At 64.1% G+C, this 25,146-nt stretch carries 20 protein-coding genes and 3 pseudogenes; 15 read left to right on the forward strand and 8 right to left on the reverse strand.

The window, feature by feature from the left end; translation table 11 throughout:
* Positions 1 to 107: 107 nt before the first annotated feature.
* The 5 genes and pseudogenes from lpxD to lpxB form a co-directional block, all read left to right on the forward strand.
* Positions 108 to 1,127 (forward strand): annotated as a pseudogene (lpxD, locus tag HK436_RS16280) (UDP-3-O-(3-hydroxymyristoyl)glucosamine N-acyltransferase); the annotation flags it as partial.
* 30 nt (positions 1,128 to 1,157) lie between these two features.
* Positions 1,158 to 1,631: a 3-hydroxyacyl-ACP dehydratase FabZ gene (fabZ, locus tag HK436_RS31485; RefSeq protein WP_173193543.1), complete on the forward strand. Its 474-nt coding sequence runs from the start codon at positions 1,158 to 1,160 to the stop codon at positions 1,629 to 1,631.
* Between the two features lie 13 nt (positions 1,632 to 1,644).
* Positions 1,645 to 2,475, forward strand: a complete 831-nt coding sequence (lpxA, locus tag HK436_RS16290; protein WP_173191441.1) for an acyl-ACP--UDP-N-acetylglucosamine O-acyltransferase — start codon at positions 1,645 to 1,647, stop codon at positions 2,473 to 2,475.
* Positions 2,459 to 3,355: an LpxI family protein gene (locus HK436_RS16295; protein ID WP_244648999.1), complete on the forward strand. Its 897-nt coding sequence runs from the start codon at positions 2,459 to 2,461 to the stop codon at positions 3,353 to 3,355. Before lpxA ends, HK436_RS16295 begins: the two co-directional genes overlap by 17 nt.
* Complete coding sequence (lpxB, locus tag HK436_RS16300; RefSeq protein ID WP_173191445.1) at positions 3,352 to 4,527, forward strand: lipid-A-disaccharide synthase; 1,176 nt, start codon at positions 3,352 to 3,354, stop codon at positions 4,525 to 4,527. The genes HK436_RS16295 and lpxB overlap by 4 nt, the downstream gene beginning before the upstream one ends.
* Before the next feature lie 49 nt (positions 4,528 to 4,576).
* Here the strand turns inward: lpxB and gltA are convergent, their stop codons facing one another.
* Positions 4,577 to 5,866 carry a citrate synthase gene (gene gltA, locus HK436_RS16305; protein ID WP_173191447.1) on the reverse strand — a complete coding sequence of 430 codons (1,290 nt, stop codon included), beginning with the start codon at positions 5,864 to 5,866 and terminating at the stop codon, positions 4,577 to 4,579.
* A 167-nt stretch (positions 5,867 to 6,033) separates the two neighbouring features.
* Complete coding sequence (gltX, locus tag HK436_RS16310) at positions 6,034 to 7,455, reverse strand: glutamate--tRNA ligase (protein WP_173191449.1); 1,422 nt, start codon at positions 7,453 to 7,455, stop codon at positions 6,034 to 6,036.
* Positions 7,456 to 7,572: 117 nt separating this feature from the next.
* Between gltX and HK436_RS16315 the strand changes: the two genes are divergently transcribed.
* The gene (locus tag HK436_RS16315; protein ID WP_173191451.1) at positions 7,573 to 10,005 is read left to right on the forward strand and encodes a ComEC/Rec2 family competence protein; all 2,433 of its coding nucleotides are present in this window, start codon (positions 7,573 to 7,575) and stop codon (positions 10,003 to 10,005) included.
* 260 nt (positions 10,006 to 10,265) lie between these two features.
* On the opposite strand, the pseudogene lexA reads toward HK436_RS16315, so the two are convergent.
* The 6 genes and pseudogenes from lexA to HK436_RS16345 form a co-directional block, all read right to left on the reverse strand.
* Positions 10,266 to 10,981, reverse strand: a pseudogene (gene lexA, locus HK436_RS16320) (transcriptional repressor LexA).
* Positions 10,982 to 11,114: 133 nt separating this feature from the next.
* Positions 11,115 to 12,326 (reverse strand): molybdopterin molybdotransferase MoeA, encoded by a 1,212-nt coding sequence (locus HK436_RS16325; RefSeq protein WP_173191453.1) that lies wholly within the window; start codon positions 12,324 to 12,326, stop codon positions 11,115 to 11,117.
* A 1-nt stretch (position 12,327) separates the two neighbouring features.
* The gene (moaC, locus tag HK436_RS16330) at positions 12,328 to 12,810 is read right to left on the reverse strand and encodes a cyclic pyranopterin monophosphate synthase MoaC (RefSeq protein WP_312860619.1); all 483 of its coding nucleotides are present in this window, start codon (positions 12,808 to 12,810) and stop codon (positions 12,328 to 12,330) included.
* Positions 12,811 to 12,814: 4 nt separating this feature from the next.
* Positions 12,815 to 13,629 (reverse strand): annotated as a pseudogene (gene trpC / locus HK436_RS16335) (indole-3-glycerol phosphate synthase TrpC).
* Entirely contained in the window at positions 13,626 to 14,648 is a 1,023-nt protein-coding gene (gene trpD, locus HK436_RS16340) for an anthranilate phosphoribosyltransferase (protein WP_173191457.1), read from the reverse strand. The pseudogene trpC and the gene trpD overlap by 4 nt, the downstream one beginning before the upstream one ends.
* 8 nt (positions 14,649 to 14,656) lie before the next feature.
* Positions 14,657 to 16,543 (reverse strand): peptidylprolyl isomerase, encoded by a 1,887-nt coding sequence (locus HK436_RS16345; protein ID WP_173191459.1) that lies wholly within the window; start codon positions 16,541 to 16,543, stop codon positions 14,657 to 14,659.
* Between the two features lie 125 nt (positions 16,544 to 16,668).
* Between HK436_RS16345 and tpiA the strand changes: the two genes are divergently transcribed.
* The 9 genes from tpiA (at position 16,669) to HK436_RS16390 (ending at position 25,115) form a co-directional block, all read left to right on the forward strand.
* Positions 16,669 to 17,433, forward strand: a complete 765-nt coding sequence (gene tpiA / locus HK436_RS16350; protein WP_173191461.1) for a triose-phosphate isomerase — start codon at positions 16,669 to 16,671, stop codon at positions 17,431 to 17,433.
* 142 nt (positions 17,434 to 17,575) lie between these two features.
* Positions 17,576 to 17,947, forward strand: a complete 372-nt coding sequence (secG, locus tag HK436_RS16355) for a preprotein translocase subunit SecG (RefSeq protein ID WP_173191463.1) — start codon at positions 17,576 to 17,578, stop codon at positions 17,945 to 17,947.
* Positions 17,948 to 18,074: 127 nt separating this feature from the next.
* On the forward strand, positions 18,075 to 19,703 hold the full coding sequence (gene pyrG, locus HK436_RS16360; protein ID WP_173191465.1) for a CTP synthase: 1,629 nt from the start codon (positions 18,075 to 18,077) through the stop codon (positions 19,701 to 19,703).
* A 152-nt stretch (positions 19,704 to 19,855) separates the two neighbouring features.
* Positions 19,856 to 20,731 carry an alpha/beta hydrolase gene (locus HK436_RS16365; RefSeq protein ID WP_173191467.1) on the forward strand — a complete coding sequence of 292 codons (876 nt, stop codon included), beginning with the start codon at positions 19,856 to 19,858 and terminating at the stop codon, positions 20,729 to 20,731.
* Positions 20,732 to 20,834: 103 nt separating this feature from the next.
* The gene (locus HK436_RS16370; RefSeq protein WP_173191469.1) at positions 20,835 to 21,881 is read left to right on the forward strand and encodes an endonuclease/exonuclease/phosphatase family protein; all 1,047 of its coding nucleotides are present in this window, start codon (positions 20,835 to 20,837) and stop codon (positions 21,879 to 21,881) included.
* Positions 21,882 to 21,912: 31 nt separating this feature from the next.
* Entirely contained in the window at positions 21,913 to 22,752 is an 840-nt protein-coding gene (locus tag HK436_RS16375; protein ID WP_173191471.1) for a VOC family protein, read from the forward strand.
* Positions 22,749 to 23,582, forward strand: coding sequence for a 3-deoxy-8-phosphooctulonate synthase (gene kdsA, locus HK436_RS16380; protein ID WP_173191473.1), 834 nt, complete (start codon positions 22,749 to 22,751; stop codon positions 23,580 to 23,582). The genes HK436_RS16375 and kdsA overlap by 4 nt, the downstream gene beginning before the upstream one ends.
* 73 nt (positions 23,583 to 23,655) lie before the next feature.
* Positions 23,656 to 24,021 (forward strand): PRC-barrel domain-containing protein, encoded by a 366-nt coding sequence (locus HK436_RS16385; protein ID WP_173191475.1) that lies wholly within the window; start codon positions 23,656 to 23,658, stop codon positions 24,019 to 24,021.
* Positions 24,022 to 24,122: 101 nt separating this feature from the next.
* Positions 24,123 to 25,115 carry an isopenicillin N synthase family dioxygenase gene (locus tag HK436_RS16390; protein WP_173191477.1) on the forward strand — a complete coding sequence of 331 codons (993 nt, stop codon included), beginning with the start codon at positions 24,123 to 24,125 and terminating at the stop codon, positions 25,113 to 25,115.
* The last annotated feature ends 31 nt before the right edge of the window (positions 25,116 to 25,146 follow it).

Raw genomic sequence — 25,146 nt, forward strand, 5'->3', positions numbered from 1 at the left:
GCAACGAACGATGATGAGCGCGGCCTGGATCCATGTGGAGCGGGCCGTGCCCTGAAAACGGGCAAGGCGCTTCCGGGCTGGCAACCGGCCCGGAAGAGAAGGTTTGCATGACCGATCCGGTATTCTTCGAACCGTCGCGCCGGTTTACAGCGGTTGAGATCGCGACGCTGACGGGCGCGGAACTCCGCACGCCCCAGCTGGCTCAGAACGAGGTGTCGAAGCTCGTCTCAGCCGGCGAAGGCGGTCCCGGTGCCCTGATATTCATCGACGGCAAGCGCAATGCGGCGAAACTCGAGGCCATCGAGGCTTCGGTCGTGCTCTGCACCGAAGACGTTGCCGGTTCCGTGCGCGACGGCAGTGCAATCGTCGTTTCGGCAAGGCCGCAATCCGATTTTGCTGCGATCGGCAGGATCATGTTTCCTGCCGCCGTGCGCCCTGCGCCGTTGACGGGCGAAACCGGCGTGTCGCCGGGTGCTCATGTTCATCCCGATGCGCTCATCGAGCCCGGCGCGATTATCGAGGCCGGCGCTGTCGTAGGTCCGCATGCTGCAATCGGCAGTGGAACAGTCATTGCGCCGACGGCGGTGATAGGATCTTCCTGCCAAGTCGGACGCGACAGTTTCGTGGGGCCGGGGGCATCGGTTCAGAACGCGCTGATCGGCAATCGTGTGATCATCCATGCCGGGGTGCGGATTGGACAGGATGGCTTCGGCTTTGCCGCGGGCCGATCCGGGCCGGAAAAGATCCCGCAGATCGGCCGGGTCATCATACAGGACGATGTCGAGATCGGCGCGAATACTACGGTCGACCGCGGCACGCTTTCCGACACAATCATCGGCGAAGGCTCCAAAATCGATAATCTCGTCCAGATCGCCCACAACGTCCGGATCGGTCGGTTCTGCCTGATCGCCGGTCTTTGCGGTTTGTCCGGCTCGGTACAGCTGGGCGATGGGGTAATGCTGGGCGGCAGTGTCGGCCTTGCCGACCACATCAGCATCGGCAGTGGCGCCGCCATCGCGGCGCGCAGCGGCGTGATGAACGACGTTCCGGCCGGCGCGCGCTGGGGTGGTGCACCTGCACAGCCGCTGAAGAGCCTGTTCAGAGAGATCGCGACGATCCGAAAACTCACAAACGACCAGACGGGAAAGGGACCGCGGATGAATGACACCGCAGCCGCCAACTCGCTCGACAGCCTCGACATACTTGGCCTGATGCGGCTGCTGCCGCATCGCTACCCGTTCCTGCTTGTCGATCGGATCGTGGAGATCGACGGAGACAATTCGGCGATCGGCATCAAGAACGTCACGGCGAACGAACCCCACTTTCAGGGGCACTTTCCCGAGCAGCCGGTGATGCCGGGGGTGCTTATCGTAGAAGCAATGGCACAGACGGCCGGCGCTATCTGCATTCGTTCCACAGGCGAGGACAAGCCCTCTCTCGTCTATTTCATGACCATCGACAACGCCAAGTTCCGCCGTCCGGTGGTGCCGGGCGATCGCCTGGAAATCCACGTCAAGAAGCTCAAGCAGCGCGGCAATATCTGGCGTTTCGCCTGCGAGGCAATCGTCGAGGGAACCAAGGTTGCCGAGGCCGAAATATCGGCGATGATGTCCCCCAAGCCGGCAAACTGAGCCGCCCAGGATCATGACCAGCGAAACATTCATCCACCAGACCGCCTTCGTGGAGCCAGGCGCGCAACTGGGCGCCGGTGTCCATGTCGGACCCTTCTGCCATGTGGGCGCAGAGGTCGTGCTCGGTGACAATGTACACCTTGCCGGCCATGTCTCGGTAACGGGCGCCACCACCGTCGGTGCGGGCACCCGCGCGCAGGCATTCGCCGCGCTGGGCGGGCCGCCGCAGGATTCCAAGCACAAGGGCGGCCGCACGACGCTGACCATCGGCGAGAACTGCGACATACGCGAATCCGTGACGATGAATGTCGGCACCGATAGCGGCCGCGGTGCCACGACCGTCGGCGCGAACGGCTTCTTCCTTGCGTACTCGCATGTGGCACATGATTGCATCGTCGGCGACAACGTCACACTGACACACGGCGCGACGCTCGGCGGCCATTGCGAGATCGGCGACTACGTCATTATCGGTGGCCTGACCGCAGTCCATCAGTTCGTCCGGGTGGGGCGCCGTGCGTTCCTTGGCGGCTGCTCCGCCGTCGTCGGGGACGTCATCCCCTACGGTATGGCTGTTGGCAACCGCGCGAAGCTGCGCGGCTTCAATGTCGTGGGCCTGAAGCGCTCGGGCATGGCGCGCAGCGACCTTGCAAACCTGCGTGCGGCCTATCGCATCCTGTTCTCGCCGGAAAAGCCCCTGCTCGAAAGTGCCGAGGACGTGCGGGCGCAGTTTGCCGGCTCGCCGGCGGTCATTGAGATCGTCGACTTCATCACGCAGCGCGGCAAGCGCCACTTCGCCGTACCGCCGCTCGATGGCGACGATGCCGCGGATGATGACCAGGGCTGACCAGCCGAACGCGCAGGCAAGCCGTGACGGCCGCATCGCCGTCATCGCCGGCGGCGGAGCACTGCCAGTCGCGGTTGTGCGGACGCTCCTTGATCACGGAGAAAAGCCTTTCGTTATCCTGATTGCCGGGGAAGTCGACGACGAGCAGTCTTTTGACGGTGCAGAGCAGGCCGTGCTCGCAGTTGAGGATTTCGGCCAGGCGTTGCCGCTTCTCAAGAAGCACGGCGTGAAACGCCTGGTCATGTCGGGCAACGTCGTCCGGCGCCCGAATTTGCGCCGGGTTCGGTGGAACCTGTCGACGTTGGCGCTGCTGCCCCGCGTCGCGGCCGGTCTGCTGCACGGAGACGACGGGCTCCTGCGCACAATCATCCAGATTGCGGAGGCCAATGACATCTCAGTGGTGGGCCCGCACGAGATAGTGCCTGACCTGCTTGCGCCCGAGGGCACATTGACGCGCGCGGCGCCTACGTCGCACGACCGCCGCGACCTGGATGCGGCCTCCGAAGCCGCCCTTGCCATCGGACGACTCGATATAGGCCAGGCGGCGATTGCGATAGGCGGCCGCGCCATCGCTCTCGAAGGCATAGAGGGCACGGACGGACTGCTTGAACGCACGGCGCAGATGCGCGGCCATGGAAGGCTGGCTGGCAAGAAGCGGGGTGTTCTCGTCAAGCACTGCAAGCCTCTTCAGGAGCGCCGCGCAGACCTGCCCGCCATAGGCCCGCAGACGGTGGAGGGCGCCCACAAGGCGGGTTTGGCGGGCATTGCCGTCGATGCCGGGCGCTCTTTCATCCTCGATTTCGACAAGACGATTGCCCGCGCCGACGAACTTGGCCTGTTCGTCGTCGGAATGCCCGCGAAACCGGAGGACGATCAATGACCCCGGCCAGGCCTTTGCGAATAGCAGTCGTTGCCGGCGAGGAATCCGGCGACCTGCTTGGCGCGGACCTTGTGAGGGCATTGGCAGCGCGTACCGGACATGAGGTGGAACTGGTTGGCGTCGGCGGCAGGCATCTACAGGCGCTCGGCCTGGACCCCTTGTTCGACAGCTCCGAGATCGCGTTGATGGGCGTGAGCGCTGTTGTCGCGAGCTTGCCTCGCCTTATGCGCCGCCTCAACGAAACAGCACAGGCTGTGGTGCGCGCCGCGCCCGATTGCCTCATGACCATCGACAGCCCCGATTTCTCCTTGCGCGTCGCGAAGAAGGTGAGGGCGGCGGACCCGTCGATCCCGATTGTCCACTATGTCTGCCCCAGCGTCTGGGCATGGCGGCCCGGACGGGCTCCAGCCATGCGGCCTTATATCGACGAGGTGCTGTGCCTGCTGCCGTTCGAGCCGAAGGCATTGGCCGATCTCGACGGGCCGCACGGCACCTATGTCGGTCATCGGCTGGTACGCCACCCAGGCATTGTCGCCGCAGCCGAGGCACAGGCGGCGCGGGCTCGCGCAACGGATCAACCGAAAAAGCTGCTGATCCTGCCCGGCTCGCGTCGTAGCGAGGTCAAGCGGCTTCTTGAGCCCTTCGGCGAGGCCGTGCGCATCCTTGCCGCGCGCGGCAATTTGTTCGATGTGACGATCCCGACAGTGCCTCATGTCGCGCCTCTGGTGGAAGCTGGCACGGCAGACTGGCCGGTGCGTCCGCGCGTCGTCCATGGGGACGAGGAGAAGTGGCAGGCGTTTGCCGTGGCCGATGCCGCAATTGCCGCATCCGGTACCGTGACGCTGGAGCTGGCGCTGTGCGGCGTGCCGTTCGTCTCGTGCTATCGCACCGATCCCGTCATCGGTTCGGTGATGGCCCGCATGATCACGGCATGGTCGGCTTCGCTGCCAAATCTGATTGCGGACTGGCCAGTCGTGCCGGAATATTACGACGGCCAGCTCCGGCCGGGGCGGCTCGCACGCTATACTGAGCAGCTCACCGCTGATACGGCAGCCCGCGCTGTCCAGATGGCCGGCTTCGCCGACATCCGAAAAGCCATGGAAACGGACAGGCCATCAGGCGAACTTGCAGCCGAAGCGCTGCTGGCGGTCCTCGAGAAGAAGCCAGGCTGAATGAAAAAGGGCGCCAACGGCGCCCTTCTTCTTGTCTCGAAAGTATCGATCAGCGCTTGGCGATCGGCACGTAGTCGCGCTCGCCATGGCCGGTGTAGAGCTGGCGAGGACGGCCGATCTTCTGGTGCGGATCCTCGATCATCTCCTTCCACTGGGCAATCCAGCCGACCGTACGGGCGACTGCGAAAAGCACGGTGAACATAGTGGTCGGGAAGCCGAGCGCCTTGAGCGTGATGCCGGAATAGAAGTCGATGTTAGGGTAGAGCTTCTTCTCGATGAAGTACTCGTCCGTCAGCGCGATCTTTTCCAGCTCCATCGCCACGTCGAGAAGCGGATCATCCTTGATGCCGAGTTCGCCCAGAACCTCATGCGTGGTCTTCTGCATGATCTTGGCGCGCGGATCGTAGTTCTTGTAGACGCGGTGGCCGAAGCCCATCAGGCGGAACGGGTCGTTCTTGTCCTTGGCGCGGTCGATGAACTCGGGGATGCGGTCGACGGAACCAATCTCCGCCAGCATGTTGAGCGCAGCCTCGTTGGCGCCACCGTGCGCCGGGCCCCACAGACAGGCAATGCCGGCAGCGATGCAGGCGAATGGATTGGCGCCGGAAGAGCCGGCGAGCCGAACCGTCGAGGTCGACGCGTTCTGCTCGTGGTCGGCATGCAGGATGAAGATGCGCTCCATGGCACGCGCCAGCACCGGATTGACCTTATAGTCCTCGCACGGCACGGCGAAGCACATGTGCAGGAAGTTGGCGGCGAAGTTCAGCTCGTTCTTCGGATAGATGAAGGGCTGGCCGACATGGTACTTGTACGCCATCGCGGCGATCGTCGGCATCTTCGCGATCATGCGGATCGAGGCGACCATGCGCTGGTGCGGGTCGGAGATGTCGGTGGAGTCGTGGTAGAACGCCGACATAGCGCCGACGACGCCGCACATGACTGCCATCGGATGCGCGTCGCGGCGGAAGCCGGTGAAGAACCGGGTCATCTGCTCATGCACCATCGTGTGGCGCGTCACGCGGTAGTCGAAATCGTCCTTCTGCGCCTTCGTCGGCAGCTCGCCGTAGAGAAGCAGGTAGCACACTTCCAGGAAGTCGCCGTGCTCCGCAAGCTGGTCGATCGGATAGCCGCGGTGCAGCAGCATGCCGGCATCGCCGTCGATATAGGTGATTTCCGATTCGCAGCTCGCGGTGGACGTGAAACCGGGATCGTAGGTGAACAGCCCGGTGTCCTTGTAGAGCGAGCTGATGTCGATGACCTCTGGTCCGACCGAGCCTTTTCGTACCTTGAATTCGCTGGCTTTGCCGTTCAATTCAAGCTTTGCAGTCGAACTGGTCATCCCTATCACCTCTCAATGTACGTTAGCCCGCCCTCGACGCCGATCAGCTATGACGCATAACAACCGTGCTCCGATTGCGCGCTCTTGCTATCCGATTTGCGGGAGCGTGCCAAGCTATCCCAAGGTCACATTGTTGCAACGCAAAAACGCGACTTCGCCACAATCGTTCAGACGCTTTGATCGCGCAGCCGGCCGAGGCTTTCCTCCCGGCCAAGCACGGCAAGCACGTCGAAAACGCCGGGTGATGTAGCCCTGCCGGTCAGGGCCGCGCGCAGCGGCTGCGCAACCTTGCCAAGCTTGAGGCCCGCCTTTTCCGCATAGGCGCGCACGACGGCTTCCGTTGTTTCTGCGGACCATTCGCCAAGCGCCTCAAAATCCGGCAGCAGCGCGGCGATCACCGAGCGCGCGTCGCCGTCGAGAATCTGCGCTGCCTTCTCATCCAGCGACAAGGGGCGCTGGACGAACAGATATTGCGCGCTGTCGGCCAGTTCGACGAGCGTCTTCGCGCGCTCCTTCAAGCCGGGCAGGGCGGCAAGCAGCATCGCCCGCTGCGCGGCGTCCGGCTCGCGCGGAATGGCGCCGGGCTCCTCGATATAGGGTAATGTCGCGATGAACTGCTCCAGAAGATCGGCGTCATCGCTCTGGCGCATATGCACGCCATTGAGGGCTTCCAGCTTCTGGTAGTCGAAGCGCGCGGCCCCCTTGTTGACGTCCTCGATCTCGAACCACTCGATCATCTGCGCGGTGGACATGACCTCGTCGTCGCCATGGCTCCAGCCGAGGCGCGCGAGATAGTTGCGCAGCGCTTCAGGCAGATAGCCCATCGCGCGATAGGCCTCGACACCCAGTGCGCCGTGGCGCTTGGAGAGCTTCGCCCCGTCCGGGCCGTGGATCAGCGGGATATGCGCCATCACCGGCACATCCCAGCCCATCGCGTTGTAGATGACCGTCTGGCGCGCAGCGTTGGTCAGGTGATCGTCGCCCCGAATGATATGGGTCACGCCCATGTCGTGATCGTCCACGATGACGGCGTGCATATAGGTCGGGTTGCCGTCAGACCGCAGGATGATGAAATCATCGAGATCCTTGTTGGGGAACTTGACGTCGCCCTGCACTCGGTCGCGCACGATCGTCTCGCCGTCTGTAGGCGCCTTGATGCGGATGGCGGGCCTCACGCCTGCCGGGGCCTCCGAGGGATCGCGGTCGCGCCAGCGTCCGTCATAGCGCGGCGGACGGCCCTCGGCGCGCGCCTTCTCGCGCATCTCCTCAAGCTCCGCCTGCGTGGCGTAGCACCGATAGGCCTTGCCGTTGCGCACGAGCTGTTCGGCCACCTCGCGATGACGCTGCGCGCGTTCGAACTGGGAGACGGGTTCCCCGTCCCAACCCAGACCGAGCCAGGAGAGGCCGTCGAGGATCGCCGCCGTTGCCGCATCGGTCGACCGCTCGCGGTCGGTATCCTCGATACGCAGCAGCATCTTGCCGCCGGTGTGTTTGGCGAACAGCCAGTTGAAAAGCGCGGTGCGCGCGCCGCCGATATGCAGGTAGCCGGTGGGTGACGGCGCAAAACGGGTGACGACCTTGTCGGACATTTGTTCTTCCCCGGAAACGGATGAGGGCGCGCAGCGGCTGCGCCTGTGGTGTTTTGATGGGGCTCATGTAGCATAGAGGCTTCGGCGTGCAAGCGATTACCGGGTGGGGAGCGCCGCATGGACGGGGAGACGGCGACGCGACAGGACGAGCGCCTTCAGTTCGGCGCGCGTGTCGTCGCGCCTGAAAATGCTGCCCCCGAAGTCCATCTTCCGCAAACCCTGCGGGCGCCGTCGCCACCCGTACCGACAAGCAGTCTCACTCCGCTTGCCAGGCTCGGTCCTGTGCTGCGCCGCAGCTTCGACAGCGAGCTTGAGCATGGCACCGCGTTCGTCTTCGTGCCGGTTTTCATCGCGCTAGGCGCGCTTTTCTACTTCTCGGCACCGGCCGAGCCAGGACTTGGCGGCCTGCTTCTGGCCACCGGTCTGCTCGCGGCGCTGTCACTCGCGCTCGCAAACCGGCCTGGACTACGGATGGCATTGCTCGCGGTGTTGATCACGCTCACAGGCGTTCTTGCCGCGAAATTCGAGACATGGCGGGCTGGCACGCAGATGCTCGGTTCCGAGATTTCGACGCGCCTGACCGGCCGCGTTGTGCGCATCGAACAGCAGGCATCAGGCCGCATCCGCCTGACGCTCGATGTCATCGCCACCGAGCGGCCGGTGCTTCGTTATGCGCCGGATCGCGTTCGTGCAACCGCCCGCGCGGTGCCAGAAACATTACGGCCTGGAGATGCCGTGCAAGGTCTTGTCCGGCTGATTCCTGCTTCCGGGCCAGTCCGCCCGCAAAGCTATGACTTTGCCTTCAACAGCTACTTCGACGGTATCGGCGCGGTCGGCTTTTTCCTCAGAAATCCGGAGCTCGTGGAAACGACAGACAAACCCGGGTTGATGACTGCTGCCGCCGCATGGGTCGAGGGCTGGCGTACGCGCATGGCGCAGGACATCGCGGCCAGCATCGGCGGCCCTGAGGGCGCGATCGCGGCCGCACTGATTACCGGTATCCGCGCAGGCATACCGGAAGAGATGAACGAGGCGCTCCGCGTAGTTGGGCTCTATCACGTCATCTCCATCTCCGGCCTGCATATGGCCTTGGTGGCCGGGACTGTGATGTTTGGATTGCGCACCGCCTTTGCGCTTGCACCGGGCTTTTCCTCGCGACAGCCGGCGAAGAAATATGCCGCCTTCGGCGCGCTCGCCGCCACGGCGGCCTACCTCGTCATTTCGGGCGCAGGCATTGCAGCGCAGCGCAGCTTCACCATGCTTGCGGTGATGCTGCTTGCCGTCATGGTCGACCGCGCGGCGCTCACGATGCGCAACCTTGCCATATCGGCCGTCATCATCCTGCTGATCGCCCCGCATGAGGTGATGGGGCCGAGCTTCCATATGTCGTTTGCTGCAACCGCCGCGCTCGTGGCGGCCTACGCGGCCTGGGCCTCGTACCGTGAAAGGCGGACGCCGCGCCGACAGGCCGCAAAGTACGGTCCCTTGCGGCTGGCCTTCACAACGGGCATGAAATACGTCTCGGGACTGTCGCTGACGTCAGTCGTAGCCGGCCTCGCGACGGCGCTTTTCACAGTATGGCATTTCCAGCAGGTCTCGCCGCTCGGCCTCGTCGCCAACCTTGCGGCGATGCCATTCGTTTCCGCGATCGTCATGCCGGCGGCGGTTTTCGCATGCCTGTTGATGCCCTTCGGCCTGGAAGGGCTGGCGCTGTATGCGATGGGGATGGGCATATCCGCGATGAATTCGATAGCCCTGTGGCTCGCGGAGCGATCGGCATTCGATGCCACCGGCGCGGTCCCGCTTTCGGCGGTGCTTGTACTGACGGCGGCATTGGCGATCCTGACCATGGCCGGCAGCGCACTACGCTGGGCAGCGCTTCCGCTGCTCGTCGCCGGCGCGTTGCTCATCGCGACACGCCAACTGCCTCACGTCTACGTCTCCGAGGACGCGCGGCTTGTTGCGGTCGATCTCGGCGACGGCAGACTCGCCGTAAACCGCCAACGACCAAGCACCTTCACCTTCCAGAACTGGCAGCGGGCTGCGAATGCGGGCGATGTTGCACGGCCTGTGGAAGGTGACACCGGGGTGCCGTCTGTCATACCTGCGGATGATCAGGGTGCATTGCCATTCCAGTGCCGGGAAGGGCTTTGCGTAGCACGCCACGGCAGCGGCGCCACAGTCGTTCACGCCGACGGCGAACGAACGGCTTCGACTGCGTGTTCTTATGCGAGCCTCATCGTCATCGACGACGCAACGGCGAACAGTCCCTGTCGCGGCAGCAGCGTCACCGTCATCACCAAGCGTGATCTGGCCCGCCGTGGGAGCGCCGAGATCGTTTTCGAGAAAGACATCGCCGACGAAACACGCGGAACCGAAGCAAGCAGTGGCACAGAAGCGGGTGTCAGGAATCGCACGTCCGCAAGACCGGCGTTACATCCGAAAATCCGTTTCGCGATCCGCGAACCCTACCGGCCCTGGCACGCGCACCGGCAGTATTCGCGCGAGGCGAGGGGACTTCCACCCTGGCAGAAATCGCAAGGTGAGTAACACCCCGCCGGCTGCCGCGATACCTTTGCAGCGGAAGCGCTGATCGGTGCGTCATTCGAGGCTCGCGGAGCCTGTCCTCGGGCTTGCCGAAGGCAAGACCCAGGGGCTCGCACCTCAGGATGAGGGAGGGTCTGCATAGCCCGGGAATCCTGCTGCCGGACGGGCTATTCCTTGACGTGCATCGAGCCCAATAGGTTTGATTCGATCAATCCGCCCCTCATGCTCATCCTCAGTCGAGCATGACCTTGTCTAAGGGCCGATCAATAACGCCGGATGAGCCCGACAAGCCTGCCCTGCACCTTCACGCGATCGGGGCCGAAGATGCGGGTTTCGTAGGCCGGGTTGGCGGCCTCCAGCGCGATCGAGGCGCCCTTGCGGCGGAACCGCTTGAGGGTTGCTTCCTCATCGTCGACGAGAGCCACCACGATGTCGCCGGGATTCGCGGTCTGGCCGTCGCGGATGATGACGGTGTCGCCGTCGAAGATGCCTGCCTCGATCATCGAGTCGCCCTTGACCTCGAGCGCATAGTGCTCGCCGCCCGAAAGCATTTCCGGCGGAACGCTGATCGAGTGCGTCTTGTGCTGGATCGCCTCGATCGGCACGCCGGCCGCGATCCGGCCCATCACCGGAATGGCAACGGCCGCACCGGCATCGTCGTCATTGCTGGCTGCCTGTATGCGAGACGGCTCCGGCGCACGGCCAAGACTGCCCTGAATGACGCTGGGCGAGAACTTTTGGCCGCATTGAGGCCCGGCGCGATCGAATCCGGCAGCCGCAGGACTTCCAGTGCACGCGCCCTGTTGGGCAGGCGTCGAATGAAGCCGCGCTCCTCGAGCGCAGTAATCAGGCGGTGGATACCGGACTTGGAAGCGAGGTCGAGCGCCTCCTTCATCTCGTCGAAGGAAGGGGGAATGCCAGTTTCCTTCAGCCTTTCATGGATGAAGAGAAGCAGTTCGTGTTGCTTGCGCGTCAGCATTCTGTTGCCCCTTTTGGGAATCAGTCCATAAACAAAACCAGAACAAACACTATCTGTTCCAGTTGTGTTCCGCAACGGCTTAAATTATCGTGAACTTGCGTGTCTGGCGTTGGACTTGTTGAGTAGGTCCGCCTCAGCGCAGCATCAGTACGCGGCAGGTATCTCCTGCCTCCGACGCGGCCACGTTCGGTTCGCGGATGATGAGCGCGTTGGCGTGCGCCAGGGTCGTCAGCATCGAGGAATCCTGCACGGCGAACGGCCTTGCAACGAGGCGCCCGTCCTCATGCGTCGCTGCCGCGCGGACATAATCCTGCCGGTGATCGTTGGCCTTCATGGCTTCGCCAAGGACGGCTTCCCTCATGTCGGCAACATGTGGGCGGCCGCCAAGCCTCGCGAGCAGCGGTTTCAGGAACAGATGCGCGCAGACGAGGCTTGAGACCGGATTTCCCGGCAGGCCGAGTACACGGGTCTCGGCTAGTCTGCCGAACATCAGCGGCTTGCCGGGGCGCATGGCGATCTTCCAGAAGTCGAGCGCCATGCCTTCGCGTTCCAGAACCTCGCGAACGAGGTCGTGGTCGCCGACGGAAGCGCCGCCGAGCGTCACGATCACATCCACGCCGGCCGCGATCGCTTCACGGACGCGCGCGGCGAGCACGTTGCGATCGTCAGGCGCGATGCCCAGGTCGAGCACCCGAGCACCTGCGTCGCGCGCCAGCGCCGCGACCCCGTAGCCGTTCGATGCGATGATCTGGTCGGGCCCGGGTTCCGAACCGGGTGGCAGCAACTCGCTGCCCGTGGCCAGGATCGCCACAATCGGTGCGCGCACCACCGAAAGGACCGGGTGGTTGCCGGCTGCTGCGAGCGACAGCGCTGCCGCGTCGAGCACCCGGCCTTTGGCCAAAAGGACGTCGCCGGCCCGGAAATCGAGCCCTGCAGCCCTTACGTGACGGCCAGGGGTGACCGCTTCGCTGGCGCGGATGGTTCGCCCGTCTTCGTCCTGCTCGGCATCTTCCTGCAGCAGAACCGCGTCCGCGCCTTCGGGGACAGGCGCGCCTGTGAAGATGCGTACGGCCTGGCCGGCGCCGACCGCGCCATCGAAGCGCTTGCCGGCTATCGATTGACCGATAACCTTCAAAGCAGTGGACGGGTCGGTGGTGTCCGCCGCGCGCACGGCATAACCATCCATCGCCGAAGCGGGGAAGGGCGGCTGCGTCCGCCGTGCCTCGACTGCAGCGGCCAGAACACGCCCCGCGGCCTCACCAATCGTGATATCTTCGTGAGGCAGGGCCGTCACATCGTCGAGCAGCCGGCGCAGCGCTTCGTCAACCGGCAGCAGGCCAGCCATGTCAGACGTCCTGCAGCCGGTAATCGCCGGACTTGCCGCCGGACTTTTCCACCACACGGATGTCGGAAATTATCATGGCACGGTCGGCTGCCTTGGCCATGTCGTAGATCGTCAGGCAGGCGACGGAAGCCGCCGTCAGCGCTTCCATCTCAACGCCGGTTTTGCCGGTAACGCGGGCGAGCGCCGTGACGCGCAGACCGGGCAGGTTCTCGTCGGGCTCGATCTCGACCGAAACCTTGGTGAGCAGGAGCGGGTGGCAGAGCGGAATCAGCTCGTGCGTCCGCTTGGCTGCCATGATGCCGGCAATGCGGGCCGTGCCGAGCACGTCCCCCTTCTTTGCATCGCCGGCGAGGATCGTGGCCAGCGTCGCGGGCTGCATCTTCACCGCGCCTTGCGCGATCGCAGTGCGCTGCGTCTCTTGCTTGCCGCCGACATCGACCATGTTGGCCTCGCCGGATGCACCGAGATGCGTAAGGCGGCTCACGGCGTCAGCCTGCGAGCCGTTGCGAGCTGAGCCCGAGCAGGGACCGCGTCGCGCCGGCAACATCGGCCTGCCGCATCAGACTTTCGCCGACGAGGAAGGTGGAGATGCCGGAGCGAGCCAGGCGCGCGCAGTCGGCATTGGTGAAGATGCCGCTCTCGCCGACGATGAGCTTGTGTTCGGGGATGCGCGCCGCCAGTCGCTCCGAGGTTTCGAGGCTTACCTCGAAGGTGCGCAGGTTGCGGTTGTTGATGCCAACCAGCGGCGAGGACAGGTGATTCAGCGCGCGATCCAGTTCCGCCTCGTCATGCACCTCGACGAGCACGTCCATGCCGATTGCATGGGCCTCATCCTCGAGTGCTTTCGCTTCATCGTCGGACAGGCTCGCCATGATGACGAGGATCGCGTCGGCCCCCAGCTCCGCGCCTCATGAACCTGATAGGTCTCGAACATGAAATCCTTGCGCAGCGCGGGCAGGGCAGTGGCGGCCCGCGCCTCGGTCAGGAATTCGGGCGCGCCCTGGAACGATGGCCGATCGGTCAGCACTGAGAGGCACGCAGCGCCCCCTTGCTCGTAGGCGCGCGCAAGAGCCGGCGGGTCGAAATCGGCACGGATGAGTCCCTTCGAGGGGCTCGCCTTCTTGATCTCGGCGATCAGCGCGAACTGGCCAGCTTCATGTTTTGCCTCGAGCGCCTTGCGAAAGCCGCGAGGCGGTGTCTGGTCGGCAGCCCGCGCCTTTACATCGGCAAGCGGAAGCGCGGCCTTGGCCGCAGCGATCTCCTCGCGCTTGTAGGCCTCGATCTTGCGCAGAATATCGGTCATGCCGCACCTGCCCGGTTGGAAACGTGCACCAGCAGTTCCAGCGCGGAGGCCGCCGACCCGTTATCGATGGAGCGGGTGGCAAGCTCCATGCCCTCGTCTAGCGTCCGGGCCTTGCCGGCCACGACAAGCGCACCTGCCGCATTCAGGAGGGAGATATCGCGATAAGCACCCTTGTCGCCGGCAAGCACGCCGCGAAGCGCCTTCGCGTTGTGCACGGCATCGGCGCCTTTCAGGTCTTCGGGCTTGACGCGTGCCAGGCCGACCTCCTCGGGCTGGATCTCGAACGTACGGATCTTGCCGTTTTCCAGCGCCGCAACCATCGTCGTGCCTGCCGTCGTCATTTCGTCCAGCCCGTCGCCGTGCACAACCCAGACCGCTTCCGAACCCTGTGCCTTGAGCACTTCGGCGATCGGCTCTACCCATTGCGGGGCAAACACACCGACGAGCTGGCGCTTGACGCCGGCAGGATTCGACAGAGGGCCGAGCAGGTTGAAGATCGTACGGGTGCCGAGTTCCACACGCGAGGCGCCGACATGGCGCATGGCCGAATGGTGGACCGGCGCGAACATGAAGCCGAGCCCGGCTTCCTCGATGCAGGCCGCGATGGTTTCGGCCCCGATCTCGATATTGACCCCAAGAGCGGCAAGCGCATCCGCCGCCCCCGACTTCGACGAGAGTGCGCGGTTGCCATGCTTGGCCACCGGCACCCCGGCGCCGGCAACGATGAAGGCGGCGCAGGTGGAGACGTTATAGGTGCCCGACGCATCGCCACCCGTGCCGACGATGTCGATGGCGTTGGCCGGCGCGCGGACGGGAAGCATCTTGGCCCGCATGGTGGCCACTGCGCCGGAAATCTCGTCCACCGTTTCACCGCGCGTACGAAGCGCCATCAGGAACCCGCCGATCTGACTCGGCGTCGCTTCACCGGACATCATGATGCTGAACGCCTCGCGCGCCTCCTCGAAGGACAGCGGCGTGCCGTTCGCGACCTTGGCTATGTGAGACTTGAAGTCGTTCATTGCGTCGCTCAGAAGCTCAGCGCCTGCTGCACGGCACCACGGTCGATCGTCACCGGATACTCGGTTTGAAGCCGTGCAACGAGCTGGTCCAGCAGATCGTCGGAGATCGCAGATGCGAAACGATCGCGGGCTTCGGCGGGCAGGGCGTCGGGACCGGCACCGGCCGGCACCAGCACATCCGTCACGCGAAACACGACCTGGGCGTCACCATCCTGAGCCGGCGCAAGGCCAGTTTCGCCCCGCGCTACGGAGAAGACGGCGGCCACGCCTGCATCGCCGAGCTCGGCGTCGTTGGCGTCACGCTTCAGACCACGCCGGACCTGCACCTCGAGCTCCAGTTCCTCCGCGACCTCGGTCAGGGCCTTGCCATCGGCAACCTGCTTCTCGATTTCCTCGGCGCGGGTGGCAAGCCTCGTTGCGACCTCGTTCTCCTTCCAGTCGGTAACGACCTGATCGCGAACTTCGTCAAGCGATCGGTCGCGGGCCTCCGTGACGTCGTCGACCTCGTAGAACAGATAACCCGACGATCCGGTGTTCAGCGGCGAATTCTCGACGCCGACTTCACTGTCGAATGCCTCCTGGAGCAGGGCGTTCGATTCGGGCAGGTCGGTCAGGATCGTGCCTTCGGGGTTGCGGCCGCTGCGGTCGACCGCCTCGACCGTAACGACCTCGAGCCGGTTGCGGGCGGCGGCTTCCGCCATGGTTTCGCCGCCGGCGCGCGCATCTTCATAGCCTTCGTAGACGTCGTCCAGAATGCGGGTTGCTTCGCCCAGCGCGATGTCGCTGCGAATCTGCTGTTCGACTTCGGCGAGCGGCTGAACCTTTGCCGGCTGAACTTCCGGAACTCTAACGAGCAGCGATCCGAACGCGCCGTCGACCACGTCGCTGACTTCGCCTTCGGCCAGTGCAAACGCGGCCTCGGCGATTGCCGGGTCGGCCACGTCGGCCTTCGCGAAAATGCCAAGCACGACGTCGCCCATCGTCTTGCCTTGCTCGGTCACGACCTCCTCGAAGGTCGCGCCGCCACGGATCTTGTCCAGCGCAGCCTGCGCGGCTTCCGCATCGGCAAAGACGAGCTGTTCGATCTTGCGCTGCTCCGGCGACGTGAAGCGGGTGGCGTTGTCCTCGTAATAGCGCTCGACCTCCTCTGCCTGGATAGCGGCCGGGTCGGCAATATCGGCAGGTTCCAGCTTGACGTAGGAGATGCGCCGGTATTCCGGCGCGGCGTAATTGGCCTTGTTCTCTTCGAAATACGCTTCGAGCACATCCCGCGCAGGCTCTTCGATAGGTTCGACCAGGGACCGCGACAGGACGATGTAGTCGACCGTGCGGTCCTCGCCCTGATAGAGTGACACGGCGCGCAGGAAAGCATCCGGCGCCGTCATGCCGTCCGAGACCGCTTCGATGATCTGCTGACGCACCGCAGCCTGCTCGCGGTTCTTCAGGTAGTCTTCCGGCCGCATGCCGATCTGGCGCAGCACGAAATCGAACTGGTTGCGGTCGAACCGACCGTCAGCCCCCTGGAAGGCGGGATCCTCGGCCGTCATTGCCGCCAGCCGATCACGCGAAAGCCCGAGCCGCATCTTGCGCGCCTGTTCGTCCAGCACGGCGCCGGCTGCAAGCTGCGAAAGCACGCGGTTGTCGACGCCGAACTGCTGCGCCTGTTCACGCGTCACCGGCACGCCGAATTGCTGCGACAGCAGCGAGAGCTGCCGATCGTAGGCGAGACGGTATTCGAGGATGGACACGCGCGTATCGCCGGCGGTCAGCACGTTGGAACCGAGCCCGCCGAAAATCTGTCCGGAAATGCCCCATACCGCGAAACTGAGCACCAGCATCACGAGAAGCAGCTTGGCGATCCAGGATCTGGCGGCGTTTCTGAGGGAATTGAGCATGTCTTCTTCCGGTTACCTGATGTGAGCCTCGGCAATACCGTCCTTCCCGGCCGGTGTCGATTGCTTTGTGCCCGGTTTTTGGTAGGAGAACCTAGCCTCGAGACCGAAGGAAGGGAACACGCGCGATGACACCAGGTATCCGCCCGCTGGTTGCCGGCAACTGGAAAATGAATGGCACGAGCGCATCGCTCAACGAGCTGGTCTCGATCGGCAACGGTTTCATGAAGGGGCTGGAAGCGGAAACCGAAGCGCTCATCTGCGTTCCCGCTACCCTGCTGTGGCGGGCGTCGGAAATTCTGCACCGCACGCCGGTAAAGTCTGGCGGACAGGATTGCCACGCAAAGGAGACGGGCGCGCATACCGGCGACATTTCGGCTGAAATGCTCAAGGATGCCGGTGCCTCCGCCGTAATCGTCGGTCACTCGGAGCGGCGCACGGACCACGGCGAAACCGACGCGGACGTGCGCGCCAAGGCCGAAGCTGCCTGGCGCGCTGGCATCGTCGCGATCATCTGCGTTGGAGAAACACAGGCCGAGCACGAGGCCGGACAGACCCTCGACGTGCTGTCGCGCCAGATCGCCGGCTCCGTGCCGCATGGAGCGACCCACGCGACCGCCGTCATCGCCTATGAGCCGGTCTGGGCCATAGGCACGGGATTGACGCCGTCAGTGGACGATGTCGCGCAGGCGCATGCTCACATCAGGGCCGAACTGACGAAACTCGTCGGCGAGGAGGCGGGCCGCATGCGCATTCTCTATGGCGGATCGGTCAAGCCCTCCAACGCTGGCGAGTTGCTGGCTGTGGCCAATGTCGACGGGGCACTGGTCGGCGGCGCCAGCCTCAAGGCCTCCCATTTTCTCGGCATCGCCGAGGCCTACCGGTCGTTTTAGGTGGGCAAACTTGCATATGCCGTCTTTTTTGCGGCGCCATTCCTTCCCATATGGGTTGGAATGCGCGGCAAAGGCGTGTAATGAGCCGCGTCCGCTGCGGCACAACTACAGTGCTGCGCGATAGAACAATCCGGATTGAATCATGCAGACAGTGCTCATCGTCATTCACCTGATGGTTGTCCTCGCCCTTGTCGGCGTGGTCCTCCTGCAGCGCTCCGAAGGTGGCGGGCTTGGCATCGGTGGCGGCTCCGGCTTCATGACGGCGCGCGGCGCGGCCAATACGCTGACCCGCGCGACGGCGATGCTGGCGACCGCGTTTTTCGCGACATCGCTGGCCCTGTCGCTGCTGGCGCGCTACGGTGATCAGCCGACCGACATCTTCGATCGCATGCCCACGACCGAGCAAAGCGCGCCTTCGGGCGAGGGCGGCGTTCTCGACCAGCTTGGCGGCGAGGACACACCTCCGGCGCAAGCCCCGGAACCCGCGCAGCCGCAGGTTCCGAGCGGGCAGTAAGCATCGCCACATAGGCGAAAAGACAGGGCCGGCGGGTGCCGGCCCTTTTGTTTGGGCGAAGAAAAACCAATGCCCAGGCAAATTTTGACTGGTGGAATCACTCCTATCGGGTTAAGCGACGACTCCCATGGCGCGATACGTTTTCATCACCGGCGGCGTGGTTTCCTCACTCGGTAAAGGCATCGCCGCAGCGGCTCTCGGAGCCCTGCTTCAGGCGCGTGGCTACCGTGTGCGGATCCGCAAGCTAGATCCCTACCTCAACGTCGATCCGGGCACGATGTCGCCCTATCAGCACGGCGAGGTCTTCGTCACAGACGACGGCGCCGAGACCGATCTGGATCTCGGCCATTACGAGCGCTTCACCGGACGGTCCGCCAACCAGCAGGACAACATCACCACCGGGCGCATCTACAAGAACATCATCGAGCGCGAGCGGCGCGGCGACTATCTCGGCGCGACCGTGCAGGTGATCCCCCACGTCACCGACGAGATCAAGAATTTCGTCCTCGACGGCAACGACGACTACGACTTCGTCCTGTGCGAGATCGGCGGCACGGTCGGCGACATCGAGGCGATGCCGTTTCTCGAGGCGATCCGCCAGCTCGGCAACGACCTCCCGCGTGGGCAGGCGGTCTATATCCACCTGACCCTGATGCCGTGGATTCCGGCCGCAGGCGAACTCAAGACCAAGCCGACCCAGCATTCGGTGAAGGAACTGCGTTCCATCGGCATCGCGCCGGACATCCTGCTGGTACGCGCCGATCGCGCTATCCCCAAGGAAGAACGCCGCAAGCTGTCGCTGTTCTGCAACGTCCGCAGATCGGCCGTCATCCAGGCGCTCGACGTGGCGCATATCTACGACGTGCCGATGGCCTATCATCGCGAAGGGCTCGACAGCGAGGTCCTGGCCGCCTTCGGCATCGACCCGGCCCCCAAGCCGCGCATGGCGCCATGGGAAGGCGTGGCAGAGCGCATCCACAACCCGGAAGGCGAGGTCACGATCGCCATCGTAGGCAAATATACCGGCCTCAAGGACGCGTATAAATCGCTGATCGAAGCGCTCTCGCATGGCGGCATGGCCAACCGGGTACGCGTGAAGCTCGACTGGATCGAGGCCGAGATCTTCGAGAAGGAGGACCCCGCGCCGTTCCTGGAGAAGGTACACGGCATCCTCGTGCCTGGCGGTTTCGGGGAGCGCGGCGCGGAAGGCAAGATTCTCGCGGCGAAGTTCGCCCGCGAACGCAAGGTTCCCTATTTCGGCATCTGCTTCGGCATGCAGATGGCCTGCATTGAGGCCGCCCGTTCGCTCGCCGGCATCGAAAAGGCCTCGTCCACCGAGTTCGGGGCGACGTCCGAGCCCGTGGTGGGCCTGATGACGGAATGGCTGAAGGGCAACATGCTCGAAAAGCGCGCGGCAAGCGGCGACCTAGGTGGCACCATGCGGCTGGGCGCTTACGCCGCGAAGCTGGGCGAGGGCACGAAGATCGCCGACATCTACGGCAATACGGATATTTCCGAGCGCCATCGCCACCGCTACGAGGTCAATGTCGACTATAAGGAGCGGCTGGAAGCGTGCGGGCTGGTCTTCGCCGGCATGTCGCCGGACGGCGTGCTGCCGGAAACGGTCGAATACCAGGATCATCCGTGGTTCATTGGCGTGCAGTATCACCCTGAGCTGAAGTCGCGTCCGCTGGAACCTCACCCGCTGTTTGCAAGCTTCATCGGCGCAGCCGTCGAGCAGAGCCGACTGGTCTGATCCGCCGATCTCGCGACCGCCGCGCACCTTGATGCCGGAAACGCGGCAGTAACTCGTTTTTGTTACAAACGATCTGGCGAAGCGGCTGCATGCGGCTATGCTGGATTTGCGGTGCCGCATCGGGCAGGCGACGCGGGGCAATGGGGTTTGGTTTGAGTATCGTTTTCGGCTTCGTTGCAAGCCATGGTCGTCTGATCCTGTCCGCGGCCGCAGCGCTTGGCGCGGTGTTGGCGACGCTCTCCACAATGCCCGAAATCCTGCTTTTTCGCGAGCGGCTGGCGCTCAGCATCTTCGAGCTTGAGAGTGACGTGGAACTCCAGCCCGTCGACCTTGCGACCCATGACGGCCTCATGCTGCGCTCCTGGTATCATCCGCCTCGCGCAGGCATGCCGGTGATTGTCTATTTTCCTGGTCGCGTTGGTGACGTCATCAGGAAACCCCGTCACCTCTTCAGCCTCGCGGAGGAAGGCTACGGGCTGATGCTCGCCGGGTATCGCGGATATGGCGGCAATCCCGGACGGCCCAGCGAGCACAACCTTTACAGAGACGCCACTCGACTTCTGGAAAAGGTCGCCGACAACCGGCTGGCCCCGAACGGCATCATTCTTTACGGCTACTCGATGGGAACCGGTATCGCGAGCTACATCGCGGCGCGCTCGAAGCCCGTGGGCGTAGTTCTGGAAGCGCCCTTCACATCGTTCCGCGACATCGTCGGCCACAATGCGCGCCAGATGCCCTTGTGGCTCGTCCGCTCGCGGTTCGACACGCGGTCGCGCTACTCGTCCATCGAGGCGCCGATCCTGCTGCTGGCCGGCGAACGCGATACCGTGACGCCAGCTTCCTTCGCGACCCTGCTCGCGGCAGCCAACGAGCACCTGTCGCAACTGCACATCTTTCCCGAAGCATCCCATGACGACATGTTCGAACATGGCGCGTGGGAGGCCGTATCGAGCTTTCTCGGCGGGCTTCAGGAACTGGCTGTCGTGCCCGCCGCGGCAATGGAAGGCTTCGAACCGCTTCTCGATTGACCGTCCAGCTGCTCGGCGAGGGCTCCTCATACCCATGTATCCGGGCGGTGGAGCGTCCGATAGGGCTGTGGTATCGTCACCGCGCGGAAACGGGTATCCGGCGATGGCCACCCCTCTCGACCTGTTGTTCAAGACCCCGGGCAACGCACCGCTCGATGGCAACGTGCCGGCCAGCGTCGTGGAGGAGATGCGCGCCTATTCGGCTTATCTCGACACCGTCGTGCCGCCGAAGCGCGATGTGGACCGCAATATCCTCATCGCCACCTGGAACATCGCGCATTTCCGCTCGCTGACGCGCAAATGGTCGGTGCCTGCCAGCTCGGACGACAGCCCCAAACGCGACTACCGCAGCCTGTGGGCAATCGCAGAGATCGTATCGCGTTTCGATGTCGTCGCTGTTCAGGAGGTGGGTGCGGGCTTCGAGGCGTTGCGGGCACTGATGGAGGTGCTCGGCTCCAAATGGAGCTTCCTGATGACCGACCGCAACGAGGGGCAGGCCGGCAACAACGAGCATATGGCGTTTCTGTTCGATTCGTCTCGGGTCTCGCTGTCGGGGCTGGCCGGCGAACTGGTCATCCCCGACGATGCCTCCAGGTACGGATTCACCGAAGGCAGCTTCAAGAGGCAGTTCGCCCGTAATCCCTATGCCGTTTCCTTCCGCACCCGCGACACGACCTTCATCCTGGTTACCGCCCATATCGACTACGGCAACGAGAACACGCGGCGCCTGCCGGAACTGCGCGCCATCGCCCGCTGGATGCAGGACTGGGCAGCGCGGGAGAACCGCTGGCATCACAACCTGATCGCGCTCGGGGATTTCAATCTCGAGCGCATCGGCAACAAGCTCTATGAGGCCTTCGTCGAGACCGGGCTCGAAGTGCCCTTTGTGCTGCAAAGCCACCCGCGCACGATCTATGCCCGCGCATCCGAGCCTGAGAAAGACAGCTACCATGACCAGATCGCGTGGTTCTCCAAGGGGAGGGCGAAGCTGATCGACCTGGAACTCGCGGATGGCGGGATCGTGGAGACCTGGGGCCGGCTTCTCGTGGACCTCGGCCTGACGAAGGCGAGTTTCTCGGTACGTATCTCCGATCACTTCCCGCTTTGGGTCGAATTCAGGCCGCCGCAGGATTCCTCAATATCCGCTTGAAAGCGATGGCGCCCTAAGGCACACCGCGACCATGACAGAAAACACCGCACGCGCGCTCGATCACCTCGTGTTGCCGACGGCAAATCTCGACTTGGCCCGCAAGCGGCTCGGAGCACTCGGCTTTACGGTGGCGCCGCAGGGTGTGCATCCGTTCGGCACCACCAACGCATGTGTCTATTTGGCCGACGGCACGTTTCTCGAACCGCTGGCGATCGAAGACTCGGCTAGCGTGGAAACGGCAGCAGAAGGGGGCAACAGCTTCATCCTGCGCGACAGGCTTTTCCGTGGAACATACGGCGATGAAGGCCTGTCGGCCGTGGTGTTTGCGACCAAAGATGCCGAGGCCGACCATGCGGCCTTTGTCGACGCTGGCATTTCGGCCGATCCGATGGTCGAGTTTTCCCGGCCGTCGCTCGATGCCGCGGGCAGGGCCGGCGTGGCGTCGTTCCGCCTTGCCTTTGCCTCGGATGGCTCTCCCGGCGCGTTTCTGTTCACCTGCGAACGCCGCAAGGTTCCCGCAATCGACCGGTCGACACTCGAACGCCACGCCAACGGTGCGACGAGGATTACCCAGATCGATGCGGTTGCGCCCGACGCCGACGCCTTCGCGCGGTTTTTGGCAAAGGCCGCCAATGCCAGTGTAACGGCTGACCGCAAGATTGCCCTCTCAAATGGGATGCTCGACGTTTCCGAAGCCTCGCAGGCCGCCGATCCGCGGTTCACCGCCGTAACCTTCGGCATTCGCGATCTTGCTGCGGTCTCCGCCCTGTTCAACGCGAACGGGATCGATTACGAAACCCGCGAAAATGCCATCCGCGTGCCGGCGACGGCCGGACAAGGCGTCGAATTCATCTTTGAGGAGACCCGATGACCGCTCCCGACACGACAGTGAGTGCGGGCGAAGTCCGCTTTTCCAACACCGCGCCGCTGGCGCTGATTGCAGGGCCGTGCCAGCTCGAATCACGCCAGCACGCTTTCGACATGGCCGGCGCGCTCAAGGAGATGTGTGCCAAGCTCGGCATCGGCCTCGTCTACAAGACCTCCTTCGACAAGGCCAACCGCACGTCGCTCTCCGGCAAGCGCGGAAGCGGCCTCGACGCGGCGCTGCCGATCTTCGCCGACCTGCGGCGAGATCTTGCCCTGCCGGTGCTGACCGACGTGCATACCGAAGAGCAATGCGCCACGGTCGCCGAGGCTGTCGATATTCTGCAGATACCCGCGTTTCTCTCGCGGCAGACCGATCTGCTGATTGCGGCGGCCAAGACCGGCAAGGTCGTCAACGTCAAGAAGGGGCAGTTCCTCGCTCCATGGGACATGAAGAACGTGGTCGCCAAGGTCACGGGTTCGGGCAATACGCAGGTGCTGGTCACCGAGCGCGGCGCGTCATTCGGCTACAATACGTTGGTCTCGGACATGCGCGCGCTGCCCATCATGGCCGAAACCGGCGCTCCGGTGATCTTCGACGCCACCCATTCCGTGCAGCAGCCGGGCGGGCAGGGCGGGTCCACTGGCGGCGACCGGCGCTTCGTGGAGACGCTGGCCCGTGCGGCGGTCGCGGTCGGTGTCGCGGGCGTTTTCATCGAGACCCACCAGGACCCCGACAACGCCCCTTCGGACGGCCCGAACATGGTGCCGCTGAAAGACATGCCGCGCCTGATCGAAAGGCTGATGGAATTCGACCGCGTCTCGAAAGCCAGATAGCGGGCTCCGGAACTTCGCCGCTCTGTCCACATTGAATGGGTACAGGGTGGCGAACACAAAGGAGCAAGCAAAAATGGTCACCGCATCAGGACACACCGAAGCAATTCAGGCGTCCCGCGTCATTGGCACCGAGGTGTACAACACCGAAGGCGAGCATATCGGCACGATCGAGGACGTGATGCTCGAAAAGACGAACAACAGCATCATGTTCGCCGTCATCGGTTTCGGCGGCTTCCTCGGCATCGGCGAGAAATATCACGCTGTCCCGTGGTCGGCGCTGGATTACGATCGCTCTCGTGGCGGCTATGTCGTTCCCTTCACGAAGGACCAGCTCAAAGCCGCGCCCGTGCATGACATCGCCGACCTGACGGGCGATGACGGTTATAAGGCGCGCGACGCCTCTTACAGCTACTATCAGGTTCCCCCATACTGGGTCTGATTGCACCAGGCAATTTACTGGCCCCGCGGTTCGCCGCGGGGCTTTTCGCATGAGGGGAGGGCTGTACGCTCCGCTGCGAGTCTGTAACGCAGGAGCCCTTCATGTCCGCAAAAAGCTTTCCGGTCTTCGACCTTTCCCGTTTCGAGACCGCGACCGGCGCCGACAGGGAAGCGCTTGGCGCGGAGGTCGATCGTATCTGCCGCGAAACCGGCTTTCTGGCGATCTCCGGCCACGGCGTCCCGCGGGAGGTCATCGATCGGGCCTGGAATGCGGCGCACGATTTCTTCGACCTGCCGGCACAGGAAAAGCATGAGGCGCGGGCACCTTATCCGGGCTATCCCTACGGCTATCTCGGACCTGAGCTCGAGGCACTGGCGAAATCGCGCGGAGAAGATACGCCTCCGGACCTCAAGGAGAGCTTCAATGGCGGGCCGCTGTCGGCGCCGGAAGGGCTCGACGACGAGCAGGCACTGGCCTTCTGTTATGCGGATACCATCTGGCCCACGGGACCGGCGGGCTTTCGTGATGCCTGGACCGCCTATTATCGCGCCATGGAAGATTTGGCCGCCCGCATCATGCAGGTCTTCGCGGTGGCGCTGCACCTTCCGGAAGACGCCTTTGCCGCGACGATCGACAAGCCGATCAGTGCGCTGCGCGCACTGAACTATCCCGAACAGGCAGTGCCACCGAAGCCCGGCCAGTTGCGTGCCGGCGCGCATACCGATTACGGCAGCCTGACGATCCTGTTGCCGCAGGCGGGCTCCGGCGGCCTGCAGATTCTCGATCCAGCCGGCGAATGGGTCGACGTTCCACCCGTGCCGGGCGCCTTCGTCATCAACATCGGCGACCTGATGGCACGCTGGACGAACGATCGTTGGGTCTCGACGCTGCATCGCGTGGTCAACCCGCAGCTCGCTGCCGGCGCATCGTCGCGCCGCCAGTCCTTCGCCTTCTTCCACCAGCCCAATTGGCATCAGGAGATCGCCTGCCTGCCGACCTGTCTGGCACCGGGCGAAAAGCCGAAATATGAACCGGTCCTGTCGGGGCCCTACCTGATGTCGAAATTCCAGGCGACGGTGAAACCCGCGGCCTGAAGCGCCCGCGCTGCCGATTGCCTCGCACCGG

This window comes from Neoaquamicrobium sediminum, assembly GCF_013240295.1.
Lineage (GTDB): Bacteria > Pseudomonadota > Alphaproteobacteria > Rhizobiales > Rhizobiaceae > Aerobium > Aerobium sediminum.